Below are 17623 nucleotides of genomic sequence, written 5' to 3' on the forward strand. Positions count from 1 at the left end.
CGCCGCCGATCAAGACGGTGTACACCACCACCACGACAACGAGCGGCGGCACCACCACTACCACTACGTCGACGCCAACGATTACGGTATTGTCACCGGTGGCGCCATCGCAACAATCCACTTACGCATACGGCACCACCACAACGACGAGTGGCAACACCACCACCTACACGGTGATCAGCCCGCAGCCGATTACCACCCAGCTAGTCGTGGTCGCAACAACGGAACCCAGTTCAAACTCCAATACGCCTTACGTATTGGTGGAATTCGGCACCGGCGCTATCCAGCCGCAATCGGTTACGTCCAGTGCCACCTATTCGGGCGGACCTCAGACGCTATACGGCATTTGGGACTGGGGCTTGGGGGTAACGGGCACGGCGGGCGTCGGCTATGCCGGCCTGAGCGTCGGCGCAACTGGCACGCCCACAACATCCTCGCCTATTACGCAAAGCAACCTGGAACAACAGACCATAACCAGCACCACGACATCAAGCAGTTCCACTTCCACCATCCTGGGCTATCGCACGGTGAGCGAGAACACCGTATGCATGCAGGGCTCGACGTGCGCAACGACCAATTCGAGCGGCAACCTCGTCAATACAGCCGGCACCCAGTTCGGCTGGTATCTGAATCTGCCTGCTTATAACGGTGTGTCCTGGGTAGGTGGCAGCAACCAGACCGAACAGGTTATCTACAGCCCGATTGAATCCGAAGGCGCATTTATCGTGAATACGACGATTCCGGCGAACAACTCGCCGCTGAGCTGCACCGTGGTGACAACGGCGGGCTGGACGATGGCTTTGAACCCGGCGACGGGTGGCGGCTTCACCAATTCCTTCTTCTCTGACACCACGGGCGTTGTGATCAGCGGCTCCATTAGCGGCATCGCACTCAGCGCGGTGGGCAGTCCGTCGGTGGTGACGGCGAATGGCCATCCTTATCTGGTCAACCAGACCGTTTCAGGTGTCGGTACCGTCAATCAGATCAATCCCCCGGGCGGACAAAGCGGGCAGCGGTTGACGTGGCTGCAATTGCGTTGAGACAAGGTGACATGGCAATGGCCAAGATATTCGACAAAGCACGCATTCATCGTCCTTCAATGCGTATGACAAGGCGTCATCAAGGTGGCTTTACACTCATCGAATTGATGATCGTCGTTGCGATCGTGGCCATCCTGGCTGCGATCGCCATACCGCAGTACCGGAAGTACGTTCAGCAATCGAACCGATCTACTGCAAAGTCAGCGTTGCTCGACCTATCCAGGCGTGAGGAAACTTACTACTCCACCAACAATACTTACACGCTCAATTTGCTGAGTCTCGGCTATTCGAGCTCGAACATTGCCAATAATCAGATCCAGGTGCCGAACAGCAGCAATCCCACTTACGTGGTCAGCTTCTCCGCACCGGCTACTTCGGGCAGCAGTGCAAGCACCTATACGGCCCAAGCGGCCCCTACAGGTTCTCAAGCGGGTGATAGTTGCGGGACCTATTCGGTGGACTATCTTGGCAACCAGCTACCCGCCACTTCATCGGGCGGCTCCAGTTGCTGGTGATGCCGGTTAAGGCCACATTAGCTATTGACCGTTTGGCATGCTCTTCTTGGCTACGCCTTAAGGCGTAGCCAGTTTCACTCGTTGCGCGGATAATCGACACCCCTCGAAACCACGCAATGCAGGCTGATGTTCATACCCGGTCAACGCTGGATCTCCACCGCCGAGCCCGAGCTCGGCCTAGGCACTGTTCTGCGCGTGGAAGGACGCGGAGTCCAGGTGCTATTCGCCAAGTCAGGCGTGCTGCGCCCCTATGCCGTCGACTCCGCCCCTCTTGTGCGGGCCGAGTTCCGCGCCGGGCAGCGGGTGGCCGGCAAAGGCCTCGCCTTTCTGGTGGAGCGCGTAGAGGAGCGCGAGGGGTTGCTGGTCTATCGCGGCGAGGGGCGCGAGCTGCACGAAGGACAGCTGGATGATGAGCAGAGCGTCAGCCAGGCGGACGACCGGCTGATCGGCGGGCGTACCGATCCGGTGCCGCATTTCGAGTTGCGGCTGGAGAGCTTGAAGCGCCGGGCGGAAGCGCGGCGTTCGCCGAGCTGGGGGCTGAGTTCGGCGCGGATCGGGCTGGTGCCGCACCAGTTGCGCGTGGCGGGTATCGCCGCGGCGCGCCGGCCGCCGCGCGTGCTGCTGGCGGATGAAGTGGGGCTGGGCAAGACGATCGAGGCGGGCATGATCATTGCGCGCCAGATCGCTGCCGGCCGCGCTTCGCGTGTGCTGGTGCTGCTGCCGGATACGCTGGTGTATCAGTGGTTTGTGGAATTGCTGCGCCGTTTCAATCTGAGCTTTGCGATCTACGACGAGGAGCGTTGCGAGGCGCTGGAGCAATCCGGCAGCGACGCCAATCCGTTCGAAGACGAGCAACTGGTGATTGCCGACTTCGGCTTCCTGGAACACAACCCCAAGCGCGCCACGCAATTGCGGGAGGCGGGTTGGGATCTGCTGGTGGTGGACGAAGCCCATCACCTGGCCTGGACAGCTGAGAACGCCAGCCCGCGCTATATCCTGGTGGAGCAGCTGGCAGCGGCGACGCCCGGCGTGATTCTGCTGACGGCCACGCCGGAGCAGCTCGGGCGCAGTGGCCATTTCGCCCGCTTGCGCCTGCTCGATCCGCAGCGCTATCACGACCTGGATACGTATCTCGCCGAGGCGGAACATTTCCAGGCGCTTTCACAGATCGCCGACAAGTTGCTGGCGAGCACGCCGCTGGATGCTTCCGAGCTGGAGCCCTTGCGCAAGGCTTTTGACGGCGATGCAGCGCTGCAAGCCTGCCTAGCCGATACCACCAAGCCGGAACATAGCCGCGAGCTGCTGGCGGCGTTGATCGACCGTCATGGCACCGGGCGGTCCATGTTCCGCAATCGCCGCGCCAGCATTGGAGGCTTTCCCAAGCGCGCGCCGGTGTGGGAGCTAGTCGATGCCGAACGACTGGATGAAGTGACACGCCAGGCATTGCTGGCGGAATTCCATGCGGATATCCAGCAACCGGTACCCGTGCTTGAGCTGGATTACGCCAACGATCCGCGTATCGACACGCTGGTCGCCCTGCTCGATCGTTACCCGCAGGACAAGTTCCTGCTGATCTGCCGCAGCCAGGCCAAGGTGCTGGCGCTGGAAGAGGCGCTGCGCACACGCACGGGCGCGGGCATTGCCCGTTTCCATGAAGGCCTGGGCATCGTGCAGCGCGACCGCAACGCGGCTTATTTTGCACAAGCCGATGGCGCGCGCCTGCTGATCTGCTCGGAGATCGGCTCGGAAGGCCGCAACTTCCAGTTCGCGCATCGCCTGGTGCTGTGGGATCTGCCGCTGGATCCGGATCTGCTGGAGCAACGCATCGGCCGCCTCGATCGCATCGGGCAGAAGCACGACATCAGCATTCATATCATGGCCGCACCCGATACCGCGCAACACGTATTGGCGCGCTGGTACGACGAAGGTATCGACGCTTTCCGCACCAGCCCGGCGGATGGCCGCGAATTGCTGCGCCGCTTCGGCGAAACGCTGGCGACACTGGCCGAGGAGCACGCCCGCGGCGATGACCAGCGCGATCAGGAGCTGGACGTGCTGCTCGCCGAAACGCGCGCCGCGCATGAGCAGATGGCCGAGCTGATTCGCGCCGGCCGCGATCATCTACTCGAACTGGCGGCCAGCCGCGATCTGCATGCGGACGAGCTGGCGCAAGCGTTCCGGCGTGAAGACGATGATCCTGCGCGCGATGCGTTCCAGCAGCGCTTGCTGGAATCCTTCGGCATCCACGCGGAAGAACTCGGCGCCCACGTGTTGCTGCTCGATCCGCAGTACCTGTCCACCGACGCCCTGCCCGGCTTTGCCGAAGGCCCTGTTTCGGTCACCTTCTCCCGCGAGGTGGCGCTGGCGCGCGAAGAGTTGCCGTTGATGCGCCTGGATCATCCCATGATCGCCAGCGCGATCGACCTGGTGCTTTCCAACGAGCGCGGCAACGCCACCTTCATGGTGGACGATGCGCTGCCGTCGCGTAACGCGCTGCTGCAGGCGGTGTATGTGCTGGAGTGCATCGCGGAGCGCAGCCTGGATGCGGAGCGGTTCCTGCCCACGCAACCGATCGTGGCCAACATCGACACCAAGCTCACCGAACGACCCGGCTTTCAGCCCAGCGAGATGGCGGTGCGCAAAGCCGGCGATCGCACGATCGAAGTGGCGCGCTATCGCAAGTTCCTCGCCAAGCTGGTGCCGCCGATGCTGGAAAAAGCCGAAGCGGCAGCGAGCCTGCGTGCGCAAACCAGCATTGCCGCGGCGGTGACGGAGGCCAGGGAAGCGCTGGACGCGGAAGTGGCGCGCCTGCATGCGTTGCGTGCAGTGAATCCGTCGATCAGCGAAGCGGAAATTGCGCACGTGGAGGAAGAGCGCTCGGCGTTACTGGAGGCGTTGCCGCAAGCACGCTTGCGGCTGGATGCGGTGCGGTTTGTGGTGAGCCCGGATTTCCTGGCGTTGCGCTGATCTTGCAGGCTGGGATGTTCGTAGGTTGATGGTGAGCCCCGGACTTGATCCGGGGTGAACCCCAACATCACCATCTGCATGGCAGCGTCGGGGTTCGCATGCGCTCCCCGCCAACCTATGCGCTCCGATCCTGGCTTAATTCACAACGTCAAGCCGCATTCTCATCCGCACCAACCACCATCATCCGCTTGCCGATACCGAACGCGAAATACGCCACTGTCAGCAATACCACCCACGCCGCCCCCACGTACAAGGCCACGCGCGTATCCGGGTGATAGCCCAGCATGACCAGTACAAACATCAGAAATGCCAGGCAGATGGCGCTGGTGATCGGCCAGCCTCGCAACGGGAATGCGGTTTTGCCGAAGCGGCGACGGAAACTGAAGTGCGCGATCAGCACCATCGACCACGTCCACACGGTATTGAACGAGAGGATCGACATCATCATCTCGAAAATGTGCTTGGGCAGTTCGTAGTTGAGCACTACGCCGATCGACAGGCAGGCCAGCGTCACCAGCACCCCGCGAATCGGCACGCCATGCGCGCTGACTTTACCCAGGAAGGACGGTGCCTGCCCCTTGTTGGCCAGGCTGTAGAGCATGCGGCTGCCGCTGAAGGTGGTGCTGTTGAAACCCGAGAGCGCCGCGGTGATCAGCACAAAATTGATCACGCCTGCGGCCTGCGCAATGCCGAGCTTGTCGAAGGTGGTGACGAACGGGCTGCCCTGCGTGCCGATCTGGTTCCACGGGTAGATCGCCATGATCACGAACAGCGCACCGACGTAGAAAATCAAAATACGCCACAGCACCGAATTGACGGCGCGCGGGATGGTGCGCTCCGGTTGCGAGGCTTCGCCCGCGGCCATGCCGACCGTTTCGATGCCACCGAAGGAGAACACCACCACCGGCAGCGCCAGCACCATGCCGACGAATCCATGGGGGAACCATCCGCCATGACTCCACAGGTTGGAAAGCCCCACCGGATGTCCTGCGTTGCCCCAACCCAGCCAGATCATGCCGGCGCCGCCCAGGATCATCAGCACCACGGTCACCACTTTGATCATGGTGAACCAGAATTCCATCTCGCCGTACACCTTCACCGCCATCAGGTTCAGCGAGCCGATCATCACCACGCTGCCGAGCACCCAGATCCATTGCGGCAAGTCGGGAAACCATTGCTTCATGTAGATGCCGACGCCGGTGCTTTCGGCCATGCCCACGCCCACCATCAGCAACCAGTAGTTCCAGCCGGTGACGTAGCCGGCGAAAGGGCCCAGATAGCGATGCGCGTAGCTGCTGAACGAACCGGCGACCGGATCATGCACCGCCATTTCGCCCAGCGCGCGCATGATGATGAAGATCATCAAGCCACCGAACATGTACGCGAACAGCACCGATGGCCCTGCCAACTGGATGGTGCTGGCCGAGCCAAGGAACAGCCCCGTGCCGATGGCCATGCCCAGCGCCATGAAGGTGATATGGCGCGGCATCAGCCGGCGCTGCAGGTGTTGCGTCATGGTCTTTTTTTCCGCCCTTGGAATTTTTGTTCAGCGCATCAAGCGGTGCTTGGGTTTGATCGGAAACTTGCCGCGCCAGTATTGGATCATCAGGAAGCCGCCGAGCATACCGCCAAGATGGGCGAAATGCGCAACGCTCGCCTGCCATCCACCCACGCCCAACACCAGTTCCACTGCGCCGTAGCCAATCACGAACAGCCACGCAGGAATGGGAATCGGCAGGAAGATCAGCATCAGCCGCTCTTGCGGATACAGCATGCCGAACGCCAGCAACAGGCCGAAGATGGCGCCGGATGCGCCAAGCGTAGGCTCGAAGCCGTGTGTGAAGTACTTCACCACCAGCAACTGTGTCAGCGCAGCGGTGAGCAGGCAGACGAAGTAATAAAGCGTGAAATGGCGTGGGCCGAACGTCTGCTCGATCGCACCGCCGAACATGTACAACGCAAACATGTTGAAGAAGATGTGCTGGAGGCTGCCATGCATGAAGGCGTAGGTAACGAGCTGCCACGGCCGGAAGCCGATCGCCGTCACACTGCCGTTCGATAACTGCGCCAGCTGGTCTGGCCCCCACGGCCATAATGCGAAGTGCGCGATCAAGGTGTCGTGCATCATCTGTTGCAACACGAACACCACGACGTTGGCGATGAGCAGGTAGCGCGTGACGGGTGGAAGGCGGGTGGGCATGGGGTGGGCGTTTTTTGTCTGATAAGCGCGTAGGGTGCCATGACGCCCAAGAAAAAAGGCCACCCGTAGGCAGCCTTTCAAGTCGTCATTGGCTCTCAACAATCAACCGTTGTGCGCGCCCGCATCGATCTGCGCCATGGCTTCCGGGCGACGGGCGCCGGCAAAACGCTTGGCCCAGTAGCTGTCGGAGAGGTTGTCCACGCGCACGGATTCGCCGCGGCGCGGGGAGTGGATGAAGCGGCCCTCGCCGATGTAGATCGCCACGTGCGAGATGCGGCCCGTGCCATGGCGTCCGCCGGCAGTGCGGAAAAACACCAGGTCGCCCGGCTGCATGGCGTCGCGGTGAATGATCTTGCCGACCAGGTATTGCGAGGCCGAGTTGCTCGGCAGCTGCAGGCCGATGGCGCGCTCGAACACGTAGCGGACGAAACCGCTGCAATCAAAACCGGTGGAAGGATCGCGGCCACCGCGCACGTAGCGCACGTGACGCAACTCCATGGCCAGGCCGATCAGCATGTCGCGCAGGCCCTGGCTGGTCTTGGCGTCGCTGAATTGCGCGTTGTCGTTGTCATCCGCCGTGGCGGCGGTGTCGGCGGCGGTGCTGTCCTTGGCGGACGCGACCGTGGCGTAGGGAAGCTGGGTGGGGAGCGTGGACTGGGCCATCGCCGCCGCGGGCGTGATAGCGGCCAGCGGACTCAATACGGTAGAGGAAAACTTTCCGGAAACCTGGGCCTGAATGCTGCTGATGTCGGCGGCGGAAGCGGTGCCTGCAAAGCACATAGCCGTGGCAAGCGCGGCGAGTACAAGTCGCGTGTTTGGCATTCGGTGGTCTCTGGGCGGTTACCGATCCGGCCGTCGCCCCCTGCGGCGGCCGTGACGAAGTGGTGAAGGTAACAAAGCCCTACCGGCAGCATGTTCGGATGAAGTTAACTGAACCCTGTCGTTTCGAAAATTGATCGCGGCCGAATTTAGTACGCAAGCCATTGATTTTAAACAAACATCCACAGAAACACGGGTTCACCTATAAGCGTTAACTCAAGAATTTTTCGGAATATTTACGGCTTTCACAGGCAGGACCCTCACGCCGGAGCGTACAAACGGCTACCAAAAATGGCGGTTCCGATCCGCACTTCGGAGGCGCCCTCGGCAATCGCCAAGGGGAAGTCGCCGCTCATGCCCATCGAAAGCCGCGGCAGCGCATGGCCCTGTGCTGCACAGCGATCGCGTAGCTCCCGCAGCTGACGGAAGCAGGCGCGGACCTCGCCGGTATCCTCCGACAGCGTCGCGAGCGTCATCAGGCCGTTCACCCGCAGCCGTGAGTAAGCCCGCAGTCGCTGCAGGAAGTCCGGCAACGCCTCGGCTGGCAGGCCGTGCTTGGTGTCCTCGCGGGCGGTCTTGACCTGCACCAGCACGTCCAGGCTGCGGTTTTCGGCCTCCAGGCGGTGCTGCAGCGCCTCCGCCAGCTCCAACCGGTCCAGCGATTGCACCTCGCTGGCCAGCCGCGCCACGTCCTTGGCCTTGTTGGTCTGCAGGTGGCCGATCACTACCCAATCGATCGTCTCGCTGGCCAGGACCGCGGCCTTCTCGCGGATTTCCTGCACCTTGTTTTCGCCGAAGCGATGCAGCCCCAGCGCCAGCGCGGCCCGGATCGCCTCCGGGCCGAAGGTCTTGCTGACCGGCAGTACGGTGACTTCCGTAGGATCGCGTCCCGCCTCACGGCAGGCAGCGTCCACGCGCTGGCGGACGGCAGCCCAATTGGCGGCGATGTCGGTCATCGCGCGGCTTGCTGGAAGTGCCGCGCCACCACGTCGGCGACCACCATCGACACCTTCTTGCCGGTCGGAATGTGCAGGAACTCGTTCGGCCCGTGCGCATTGGAATGCGGCCCCAGCACCCCGGTGATCAGGAACTGCGCCTGCGGGAACTTGGCCCCCAGCATGCCCATGAAGGGAATCGTGCCGCCTTCGCCCATATAGGCGGCCGGCGCGCCGAAGTAATGCTGGGAGGCTTCGGCCACCACCTGTTCCAGCCACGGCGACAGCTGCGGCGCATGCCAGCCGCTGCCGTCCTTCTCCAGCTTGAAGCTGACCTTGGCGCCGTAGGGCGGATCCTTTTCCAGCAGCTGCTTCACGAAGGCGCTGGCCTTGGCGCCATCCAGCGTGGGTGGCAGGCGCAGGCTCAACTTCACGCTGGTCTTCGGGCGCAGCACGTTGCCGGCGCTCTCCAGCGGCGGCAAGCCGTCGGCACCGGTCACCGCAAGCTGCGGACGCCAGGTGCGGTTGAGCACCAGCTCGGTGAGATCATCCGTCACCGGCTGCATGCCGGCCATGAAGGGGAATTTCTCATACACCGCCTTGCCCAGTACCTCGGTAGCCGCCTTGGCCTGCTCGAAGCGCTGCGGCGGAATGTCCACGTGCAGTTCTTTCGGCTTGATGTGGCCGGTTTGCTGATCTTCCAGCCGCGACAGCAACTCACGCAGGATGCGGAAGCTGGAGGGCACCACGCCGGACGCATCGCCCGAATGCACGCCCTCTTCCAGCACCTGCACGCTGAGTTCGCCGCCGGTCATGCCGCGCAGCGAGGTGGTCAGCCACAGCTGGTCGTAGTTGCCGCAGCCCGAATCCAGGCACACCACCAGCGAAGGGTTGCCGATGCGCGGCGCAAGGTGATCCACGTAGTGCGGCAGGTCATAGCTGCCGGATTCTTCGCAGGCTTCGATCAGGATCACGCAGCGCGCATGCGGTATGCCTTGCTCACGCAAAGCCAGCAAGGCAGCGAGCGAACCGAAGATGGCATAACCATCGTCGGCGCCCCCGCGCCCATACAACTTGTCGCCCTTCAGTACCGGAGTCCACGGCCCCAGCCCTTCCGACCATCCGGTCATCTCCGGCTGCTTGTCGAGATGGCCGTACAGCACCACGGTGTCGTCGTTCTGTCCCGGCACTTCGATATAGATCAGCGGTGTACGTCCTTCCAGCCGAACCACTTCCAGCGTCGCGCCTGGCAGTTGCGCAAGCTTGCTGCGCGCCCAGTTCTCCATCAGCTTCACCGCGGCATCCATGTAGCCGTGCGCCGCCCAGTCCTTGTCGAACATGGGCGATTTGTTGGGAATGCGAATGTATTCCACCAATTGCGGAACGATTTCGGCATCCCACAAATCGCTGATGTAGCGGGTGATACGCGCGGTATCCATAAGGACTCCTGAAGCAAAGGAAAGCGCGATTTTAGCAGTGCAACGCGGCGCAACTCTTGCTGCAAGAGAACATGCCCGGCAAAACCGCGGTGACGCATGGCCACTTCCTCTGTCAACGCCGCCATCAATACTCACAACCTTGCCAGCGCGCGGATGACACTCACAGGCGCACAACTCAGCTGCGCTTATACGCGCTCCACCGACTGGGCTGCCACCTGGGCGACAACGCAAAGTGGAGGCGCGGCAAGAAAGAGCCGCTCACTCATTCCCCAGGGAGAACCTTATGTTGAAAAAGCTTGCCGCCATCGCTGGCCTGACCTTATCGCTGGCACTGCCCGCCTTTGCCGCCACGCCGGTCAACATCAACACGGCCGATGCCGAGACCATCGCCAAGTCGCTGGACGGCATCGGCCTGGCCAAGGCGAAAGCCATCGTCGCCTTCCGCGACGAGCATGGCCCATTCAAGAGCGCGGACGAATTGTCGCAGGTGAAGGGCATCGGCTCTGCCACGCTGGAGCGAAACCACGACGCGATCCTGCTCAGCGGCGATGGTGCAAAGGCGGCCGCCGATGCGCCGGCCAAGCCCAAACACGCCAAGAAGTCCAAAGCAGCCAACGAGGAAGCCGCCCAGGACTGATCCACCTACGGCCCGCTCGCGCGGGCCGTATCTTCGCGCACGGCTTGCGCTACACTGCGCCGCGCCGAAACCTATCCGTCGCCGCCACTCCAACATGATCCTGCCCCGCTATCGCATCGACGCCTCCACGATTCGTGGTGCAGGCAAGGGGTTGTTCCTGGATGAGGACGTGGAGGCAGGGCGCATCATCACGGCGCCCGACGCCATCGATCGCACCTACCGGTTGAGCGAGCTGGTGGCCAAGCCCGAGCAGATGTACGCCAGCGCCCGCTGGTTCGAAGACCGCTACACGCTGACGCCGGAATGGCCGGACGAGTGCTACATCAATCACAGCTTCGCGCCGACCGGCCTATGGCATCTGGGCTTCGTGTTCGCCTTGCACAAGCTGCCCGTCGGCACCGAAATCACCGTGGATTACCGTCATCTGCTGCCGCCTGGGCAAGAGGAGGACTTTATCGACACCGCCACCGGTGAGAAAATTATCGGTCTGCCCTGGGACGAGAGCCTGATATCCACCACCCGAGCCCTGGCCAGAGTATTGGATAGCGCGAGCAGGGATGCGCTGGTCCATTTTACGTAGCAAGCATCCCTCACGACTGATCGGCAATGATCGACATTCCCACCCTCGAGACCGACCGCCTGCGCCTGACGGCACTGACCGAACGGCACTTCAACGACTACGCCGCGATGCTCGCCGACCCGGAAAGCACGCGCTGGATCGGCGATGGCCTGCCGCTGGACCGCACCAACGCATGGCGCTCGCTGGCCATGTTGATCGGCCACTGGCAATTGCGTGGCTACGGCATGTGGGCGCTGGAAATGAAGGCCACGGGCGAATTCATCGGCCGCGCCGGCCTGCTGCATCCGGAAGGTTGGCCGGATGTGGAAATGGGCTGGATGCTCAAGCCAGAGCATCGCCACCATGGCTACGCCACCGAGGCAGGCTCGGCCATCCTGGATTACGCCTGGAACCCCTTGCACCTGCAGCGCGTGATCAGCCTGGTGCGCGTCGGCAACGATGCCTCCGACCGCGTGGCCGAACGCCTTGGTGGCGAGCATATCGAAGACATCGATTTCTTCGGCAGCGACAACCACGTTTTCGCCTATTACCCGCCGCACCGCGAATGGCGCCGCCACGCGTTTGCGTGAGTGGCAGGTCATTGCGAGCCGCCTAGGTTGGCGGTGAGCCTCGGACTTGATCCGGAGCGAACCCCAACATCGTTTTCTGCACGGCAAGGTTGGGGTTCGCATGTGCTCACCACCAACCTGCGCGCTCCGATCCGGTGTGACGTCTACAACGCTACGCCACTGGCCTAACCACACGCGCCACTTCCGCCAGCACAAACAACCGCGCCGTGCGCATCCAGCCAATCGCCAGCACCACCAGCTGGCCCAGCAGCAAGGCCAGCAGCATGCCGCCCACGCCAACCGCGGTGACGCGGATTCGCAGCAAGCCGAACACGGCGGCCAGCAGCAATCCCGCCGATGTCACGGCCAGATAGAACAGCAAGGTCTGCAGCGGCTGCTTGAACAATTGCCGAATGCCGCGCCATAACGCGCGTGTCGCCGAACGCAGGCCTGCATCGGCGATGAACGCCGCACGCGCCGATTCCACGATCGTCTGCGCCAGCACAAAGGCGATGGCCAACACCGCGTACGCGATATCGGCATAGCGATCAGCCTGCGCTTCCAGCACGGCCTGCTCGGCATGTTTATCCGCCAGATGCGTGCCCAGCCCATGCACGCCGACCACGATCGCATAGGGAACCAGCGACCACAGCAAAACGCGGAACATGCGGCCGTATTCCACTAGGCCGCTCTGCAGCAAGGCGCCGAAGCCCAGCACGCGCCCCGCCCTGCCGCTGCCGACCACCATGCCGGCCAGGAACGGCGACAACAGCAAGCTCAACACCTGCGCGATCACCACAACGGTCAACAGCGACTCCGGATGATCGCCCAACTGCATGACGACGTCGGAGAACATGATGTCGTTGAAACCCTGCGCCCATTCGGCCGAGTGCACCGAGGTATCGAGCAATCCGCCGAGCGTCGTCCACAACGGCAAGGCGACCAGCGCGGTAGGAATCAGCATGACCAGCAACCAAAGCAACAACAAGCGCCATTGCACGGCGGCGCGCATGCCGGACAGCAAAGCCCCAACGTTTACGGAACGAGACATGGTTGCAGTTCTCTCACAAGGTGGACAGCAAGGCGGAAATACTCTGCAGCAGCGCTGCGGCATCGGCCGTCCAGCGCCGCGACGCCGCACCGTTCGGTTCGATGCTCAAGCTGTTGTTGAGCCGATCGCGATCCAGCAGGTGGTGCTGGTCCGGATCGAGTTCGGCCGACACCACCTTGCTTGGCTTGACGAAATCGAAACGCGCCCAGCGGCGATCGTCGTTCCATGTGATGTCCTGGTGCGTGCCATCCTCGAACGTCACACGCAGCAGTTCCCGTGCCGATACGCCATAGCGGCGCACCGTGACCGTGCTATGCCAGGGGAACGGTCCGGGCGCTCCGGGCTTGGCATCCTTATGGGCCTTTTCCCAGGCGCTGCGCTGCTTGTCGACCTGCTTGTCGATGTCCTCGGCATCCACTTCGACGCGCTTGCCATCCTTCCAGCTGACGCCGGCTTGCGGCAGCACTTCGTAGCTGTCGATATCCGCGACCTTGTCGTCCATCGACGCGGTGCCATAGACGTATTCATTGAAAATGGCGTCCACGTCCTTGGCGTTGCCGGAGCTGTCGATCAGCGCCGCGCGGAAATCCGCCACTGAAGGATGGCGGAAGCGCCAGCGCTGGTAATAGAGCTTGAACGCCTTTTCCAGCGCGGGCCGGCCAAGGCGCTCTTCCAGATCATGCATGGCCGTGGCGGTGCGTGAATACACGGTGCCGTAGCTGGTGCCGGAAAGGCGATCCCAGCTGTTCTGCGCCAGCGGATCGGCCGGATGCAACAAGGTCGCGGTGAAGCGCTCGAAGGCAAAGCCGCTGACGTGCGGGGTTATGCCCAGCCATTTGGTAAAAGGCGTCGCCAGCACCAGGTCCTGCTTGCGCTCGCGCAGCATGCGGTTGTCCCAGTATTCGTTGAGTCCTTCATCCAGGATCGGCTCTTCGAATTCATTGGAGGCGAGAATGCCGTAGAAATAGCCATGGCCGAATTCATGGATGTTCACGAAATCGCTGAGCATCTGATTCATCGTATCGGGCTTGATCTCCTTGTATCCCTCGGAGGTGAAGAAGGTGGGATATTCCATGCCGCCCGCTTCATCCGCGTTGTAGGGTGGAACCACCGCCGTCACGGTTTCATACGGATACGGCCCCAGCGTGCGCGAAAAATAGCCAATCGCATCGATGGTCGATTTCAAGGTAGGCGCCGCGCTGGCGACATATTCCGGCGGATAGATCACGCGCACCGTCACCTTCGGGCTGCCCGGCCCTTCGTAGGTACCGTCCAGCGTCTTGAAGTTCTTGGCCGCCACCCATGCAAAATCATGCACGTCGCCTTGCATGAAGTGATAAGTCGTCTTGCCGTTGTTCTGCTCCGGCGCGCCTTGCAGCTTGCCCACCGCACCGACGGTGTAGTCGTTAGGTACCGTCAGATGCACGTCATACAGGCCGAAATCCGCGTAGAACTCACTGTTGAAATGAAACTCGTGCACGTTCCAGCGCACTTCGGTGGCGCCCCGTTCGCCGGGCAGTTCCAGCACACCGATCTTCGGGAACCATTGGCCGACAAGGTTGAAATCGCCCCACCAGCCCGTGCGTTCCACCACGCGCGGCAACTGGCTGAGAAAATCGATATCCAGCGCCAGCGTGCCGCCCGCCGGTACCGGTTGCGCCAGGTCGATGCGCACCACGGTTTCATCCGTCGCCGGGCCGCCATCCGGATGCACGAAGCGCCACTTCAGCGGCGTACCGTTTTGCTGCACGTTCTGCAGGCGAATCCAGCCCCACTGCCCTTTTCCCAGCACCGCGTTGCCGCGCGCGCTGCCATGCGCCGTAAGCACCTCGCGCTCGGTGAAGAACGTGCTGCCCTCGTTCTGGAACGCATTGAGATAAAGATGGAAATAGACGCTGCGCACTTCGCGATCGCTGCGATTGCGCCAGGTCATGTGTTCCTTGCCGGTCACGGCATGCCGGGCGGCGTCCAGCTCCGCGTCGATGGTGTAGCTCACCACGCGGTCGGACAGCGTCGGCTCGCTGCCGGTGCGCTCGCCACCCCAGGCGTTCGGCGCACTCTGTGTAGTGATGATGGTGTCGTGCGCAGGGGCGAAGGGAATGTCCTGCGTTACGGCTACGGGCGCCACCGTGGCACGCTGTATCTGCCCGGCCGGCGTGACGGTCTGCGCCAGCGCCTGGCCCGACCACAGCAGCACGCATGCCGCGAGCCACCGCCCGCTATTGCCCATTGCAAAGCCCATCGATGGCCTCCCCTTCGCGAATGATTGATCAAGCGTGCACCAAGCATGACAGCAAAGGCATCAGCCTAACGTCATGCAGGTTGGGTACGCCGCGGCTGTTAGGTTACCCTGCGCCCATCCAACCTACCCAACTGTTCAGCCAACGGGAAGGGAGCACGCTGAAAATCATGACCACATTGCAGTACCCAAGGTATGCCGGAGCCCTTCGACCATGCGCATCCTGATTGCCGAAGACGACCCCTCCATTGCTGCCGGCGTCAGCGCTGCGCTGCGCCAGGGCGGCCACGCGGTCGACCACGTGGCCGACGGCGTGCGCGCCGATGCGGCACTGAAAGACACCCCTTATGACCTGCTCGTGCTCGATCTTGGCCTGCCGGGGCTGGATGGCAGCGAAGTACTGCAGCGCGTGCGCAAGCGCGGCAGCGGTTTGCCCGTGCTGGTGATCACTGCCCGCGAAGGCTTGCGCGAACGCGTGCGCGTGCTGGACCTGGGTGCGGACGATTACCTGGTGAAACCCTTCGCGCTGGCCGAATTCGAAGCGCGCGTACGTGCCTTGTTGCGCCGTTACACCACGCAGGGCGCACCCGAAATCACCCTGGGACGCCTGCGCCTGGATCTGCCCGGCCATCGCGCCTGGGTGGATGACAAGCCGCTGGAACTTACCGCTCGCGAATTCGGCTTGCTCGAAGCGTTGGCCGCGCGTCCCGATCGCGTCACCAGCCGCGCGCAACTGATCGAAGCGCTGTGCAGCTGGGATCAGGAACTTACCGACAACGGCCTGGACATCGCCATCTACCGCCTGCGCCGCAAGCTCGCCGATTCCGGCACGCAAGTGCGCACCATCCGCGGGCTCGGCTACCTGCTGGAAGAGGTGAAGGAGGCATGAGCCAGCGCCTGCGTTGGCGCAACAGTCGCCAGAGCCTGCGTCGGCGCTTGCTGACTACGCTGCTGGTGCCGCTCACGGCATTGCTGCTGTTGAATAGCTTGATCACCTACATCGGCGCGTTGATCTACGCCAACCACGTGCACGACGTAAATCTGCTGGACGATACGTTGACGCTGGTGCAGATGATGGCCACCAAGAGCCCGGATGGCACCGTTTCGCCGCAGGCGCAGTTTCTGCTCGAATACGAACCGGAGGGCCGCAATTACTTCAGCGTGTTCAGCGCCCACCACGGACTGGTGGCTGGCAACCCGGGACTGAAGCCGCCCGGCGGTTTGTTCATCGACGGCAAGACACCGCAGCTTTACAACGTGCAGATCGAAAGGCATGCACTGCGCGCGGCCAGCATCCAGATGCCCAATCCGCGCGAGGAAGGCGACCAGCTCGAGGTGACCGTGGCCGAAACGCTGCGCGATCGGCGCCTGGAAGCGCGGCAGATTTTGCTGCTGAGCATTCCTGCGCAGGCCTTGCTGATCATCGCCGCGTTCCTGCTGGTGTGGCTGGGCGTCAGCACCGGCTTGCGCCAGCTCGAACCGCTCACCAACCAGCTGGACAACCGCGAACACGATCTGGCGCCGATCGGCGATGCCGAAGTGCCGGTGGAAATCTTGCCGCTTACGCGCACCATCGACGGCCTGTTCGCGCGACTGCGCGGCATGCTGGCCCTGCATGAGCGCTTCATCGCCGATGCCGCCCATCAACTGCGCACGCCACTGGCCGGCCTGAGCGTGCACGCCGAGCGCGCGCAAGCCAGTGCCGACCCCGCGACGATCAAGGATGCGCTGAACCATATCCAGCGCCTGATCCAGCGCGCCAATCGCACCTCCAGCCAATTGCTGGCGCTCACGCGTGCGCAAACGGCCGAACACGAAATCGGCGATACCGAACGGCTGAATCTCGCCACGGTGATTCCCGAGCTGGTGGGGCAACGTGTGCATGAAGCGCTGGCCGTGGATATCGACCTTGGCTACGAAGGACCGGCCGGCCCGCTGTGGATCGAAGGTGATCGCCATCGCCTGCAGGAGATGCTGGACAACCTGATCGACAACGGCCTGCGCTACGCCGGACGCGGCAGCCTGATGACGGTATCGCTCGACCGCGCGGGCAACCATATCTGCCTCGCCGTGGAAGACAACGGGCCCGGTGTACCGCCTGCATGGGTCGAACGCCTGGGCGAACGTTTCTTCCGCGTGCCCGGCAGCGAAGAACAAGGCAGCGGCCTTGGCCTGGCCATCGTGCAGCGCATCGCGGAATGGCACAACGCACAGGTGCGTTACATGCGCGGCAACAACGAGCGGGGATTACGGGTGGAGGTCATGTTTCCTGCTGCAGCAGACAATGCCCTTCCCACGCCGGAGAGAGGGTTGGGGTGAGGGACAGCACGTAGCCATCCGCACGGCAACGTTGGGGTTCGCATGCGCTCACCGCCAACCTACGCGAGATCCCGGCGAGAAAAGGCACGAAAAAAGCCGGCGCCCGAAGACGCCGGCATCAATCATGTTGCAGTTGTCGTTATGTGTTACCAGCCGTAGGACATACCCGCACCCAACGACACATCACCAACCGCAGCCGAGCCACCGAACGACAGGTTCAAGTTCGGCTTGATCTGGCGCGAGTAACCCACTGCCAGCGCAGACTGTCCATTCTGGTTGCCGATGCCCACGCCCAGACGGTTCTTGGTATCCAGGCCGTTGGCACTGAAAGCCA

The 17623-nt window shown here is 62.7% G+C and carries 16 protein-coding genes; 8 read left to right on the forward strand and 8 right to left on the reverse strand.

The genetic code is table 11. The features are described 5' to 3' along the window. From VMA74_RS02505 to rapA, 3 genes are all read left to right on the forward strand, one after another. Positions 1-1040, forward strand: a 1040-nt coding sequence (locus VMA74_RS02505; protein ID WP_325364484.1) for a hypothetical protein, incomplete at its 5' end; no start/stop codon positions are given. 17 nt (positions 1041-1057) lie between these two features. After that, positions 1058-1555, forward strand: coding sequence for a type IV pilin protein (locus VMA74_RS02510; RefSeq protein WP_325364486.1), 498 nt, complete (start codon positions 1058-1060; stop codon positions 1553-1555). A 126-nt stretch (positions 1556-1681) separates the two neighbouring features. After that, entirely contained in the window at positions 1682-4522 is a 2841-nt protein-coding gene (rapA, locus tag VMA74_RS02515; protein ID WP_325364488.1) for an RNA polymerase-associated protein RapA, read from the forward strand. 148 nt (positions 4523-4670) lie between these two features. Here the strand turns inward: rapA and VMA74_RS02520 are convergent, their stop codons facing one another. The 5 genes from VMA74_RS02520 to VMA74_RS02540 form a co-directional block, all read right to left on the reverse strand. Next, entirely contained in the window at positions 4671-6038 is a 1368-nt protein-coding gene (locus VMA74_RS02520) for an amino acid permease (RefSeq protein WP_325364490.1), read from the reverse strand. Positions 6039-6068: 30 nt separating this feature from the next. Then, a complete protein-coding gene (locus VMA74_RS02525; RefSeq protein WP_325364492.1) occupies positions 6069-6722 on the reverse strand; it encodes a rhomboid family intramembrane serine protease in 654 nt (217 codons plus the stop codon). 102 nt (positions 6723-6824) lie between these two features. Beyond that, positions 6825-7544 carry a C40 family peptidase gene (locus VMA74_RS02530; protein ID WP_325364493.1) on the reverse strand — a complete coding sequence of 240 codons (720 nt, stop codon included), beginning with the start codon at positions 7542-7544 and terminating at the stop codon, positions 6825-6827. A gap of 257 nt (positions 7545-7801) precedes the next feature. Continuing rightward, complete coding sequence (locus VMA74_RS02535; RefSeq protein ID WP_325364495.1) at positions 7802-8497, reverse strand: YggS family pyridoxal phosphate-dependent enzyme; 696 nt, start codon at positions 8495-8497, stop codon at positions 7802-7804. Continuing rightward, positions 8494-9915 (reverse strand): M20 family metallopeptidase, encoded by a 1422-nt coding sequence (locus VMA74_RS02540; protein WP_325364497.1) that lies wholly within the window; start codon positions 9913-9915, stop codon positions 8494-8496. The genes VMA74_RS02535 and VMA74_RS02540 overlap by 4 nt, the downstream gene beginning before the upstream one ends. 283 nt (positions 9916-10198) lie before the next feature. On the opposite strand from VMA74_RS02540, the gene VMA74_RS02545 reads away from it, so the two are divergent. The 3 genes from VMA74_RS02545 to VMA74_RS02555 all read left to right on the forward strand — a co-directional run bounded on the left by VMA74_RS02545 (position 10199) and on the right by VMA74_RS02555 (position 11701). Continuing rightward, positions 10199-10552, forward strand: coding sequence for a ComEA family DNA-binding protein (locus VMA74_RS02545; RefSeq protein WP_325364499.1), 354 nt, complete (start codon positions 10199-10201; stop codon positions 10550-10552). 94 nt (positions 10553-10646) lie between these two features. Further along, the gene (locus tag VMA74_RS02550; protein WP_325364501.1) at positions 10647-11132 is read left to right on the forward strand and encodes an SET domain-containing protein; all 486 of its coding nucleotides are present in this window, start codon (positions 10647-10649) and stop codon (positions 11130-11132) included. A gap of 26 nt (positions 11133-11158) precedes the next feature. Then, positions 11159-11701, forward strand: a complete 543-nt coding sequence (locus VMA74_RS02555) for a GNAT family N-acetyltransferase (protein ID WP_325364503.1) — start codon at positions 11159-11161, stop codon at positions 11699-11701. A gap of 151 nt (positions 11702-11852) precedes the next feature. On the opposite strand, the gene VMA74_RS02560 is transcribed toward VMA74_RS02555, so the two are convergent. Further along, complete coding sequence (locus tag VMA74_RS02560) at positions 11853-12731, reverse strand: hypothetical protein (protein ID WP_325364505.1); 879 nt, start codon at positions 12729-12731, stop codon at positions 11853-11855. Positions 12732-12744: 13 nt separating this feature from the next. Further along, on the reverse strand, positions 12745-14973 hold the full coding sequence (locus VMA74_RS02565) for a M1 family metallopeptidase (protein ID WP_325364507.1): 2229 nt from the start codon (positions 14971-14973) through the stop codon (positions 12745-12747). A gap of 211 nt (positions 14974-15184) precedes the next feature. Between VMA74_RS02565 and VMA74_RS02570 the strand changes: the two genes are divergently transcribed. Both VMA74_RS02570 and VMA74_RS02575 read left to right on the forward strand, forming a co-directional pair. Continuing rightward, a complete protein-coding gene (locus VMA74_RS02570) occupies positions 15185-15859 on the forward strand; it encodes a response regulator transcription factor (protein WP_325364509.1) in 675 nt (224 codons plus the stop codon). Further along, on the forward strand, positions 15856-17289 hold the full coding sequence (locus VMA74_RS02575) for a sensor histidine kinase (RefSeq protein ID WP_325364511.1): 1434 nt from the start codon (positions 15856-15858) through the stop codon (positions 17287-17289). Before VMA74_RS02570 ends, VMA74_RS02575 begins: the two co-directional genes overlap by 4 nt. Positions 17290-17435: 146 nt before the next feature. Here VMA74_RS02575 and VMA74_RS02580 read toward each other — a convergent pair. Continuing rightward, the coding region (locus VMA74_RS02580; RefSeq protein ID WP_325364513.1) for a YadA C-terminal domain-containing protein at positions 17436-17623 on the reverse strand (188 nt) is incomplete at its 5' end.

This window comes from Dyella sp. (genome assembly GCF_035508675.1).
Taxonomy (GTDB): Bacteria; Pseudomonadota; Gammaproteobacteria; order Xanthomonadales; family Rhodanobacteraceae; genus Dyella_B.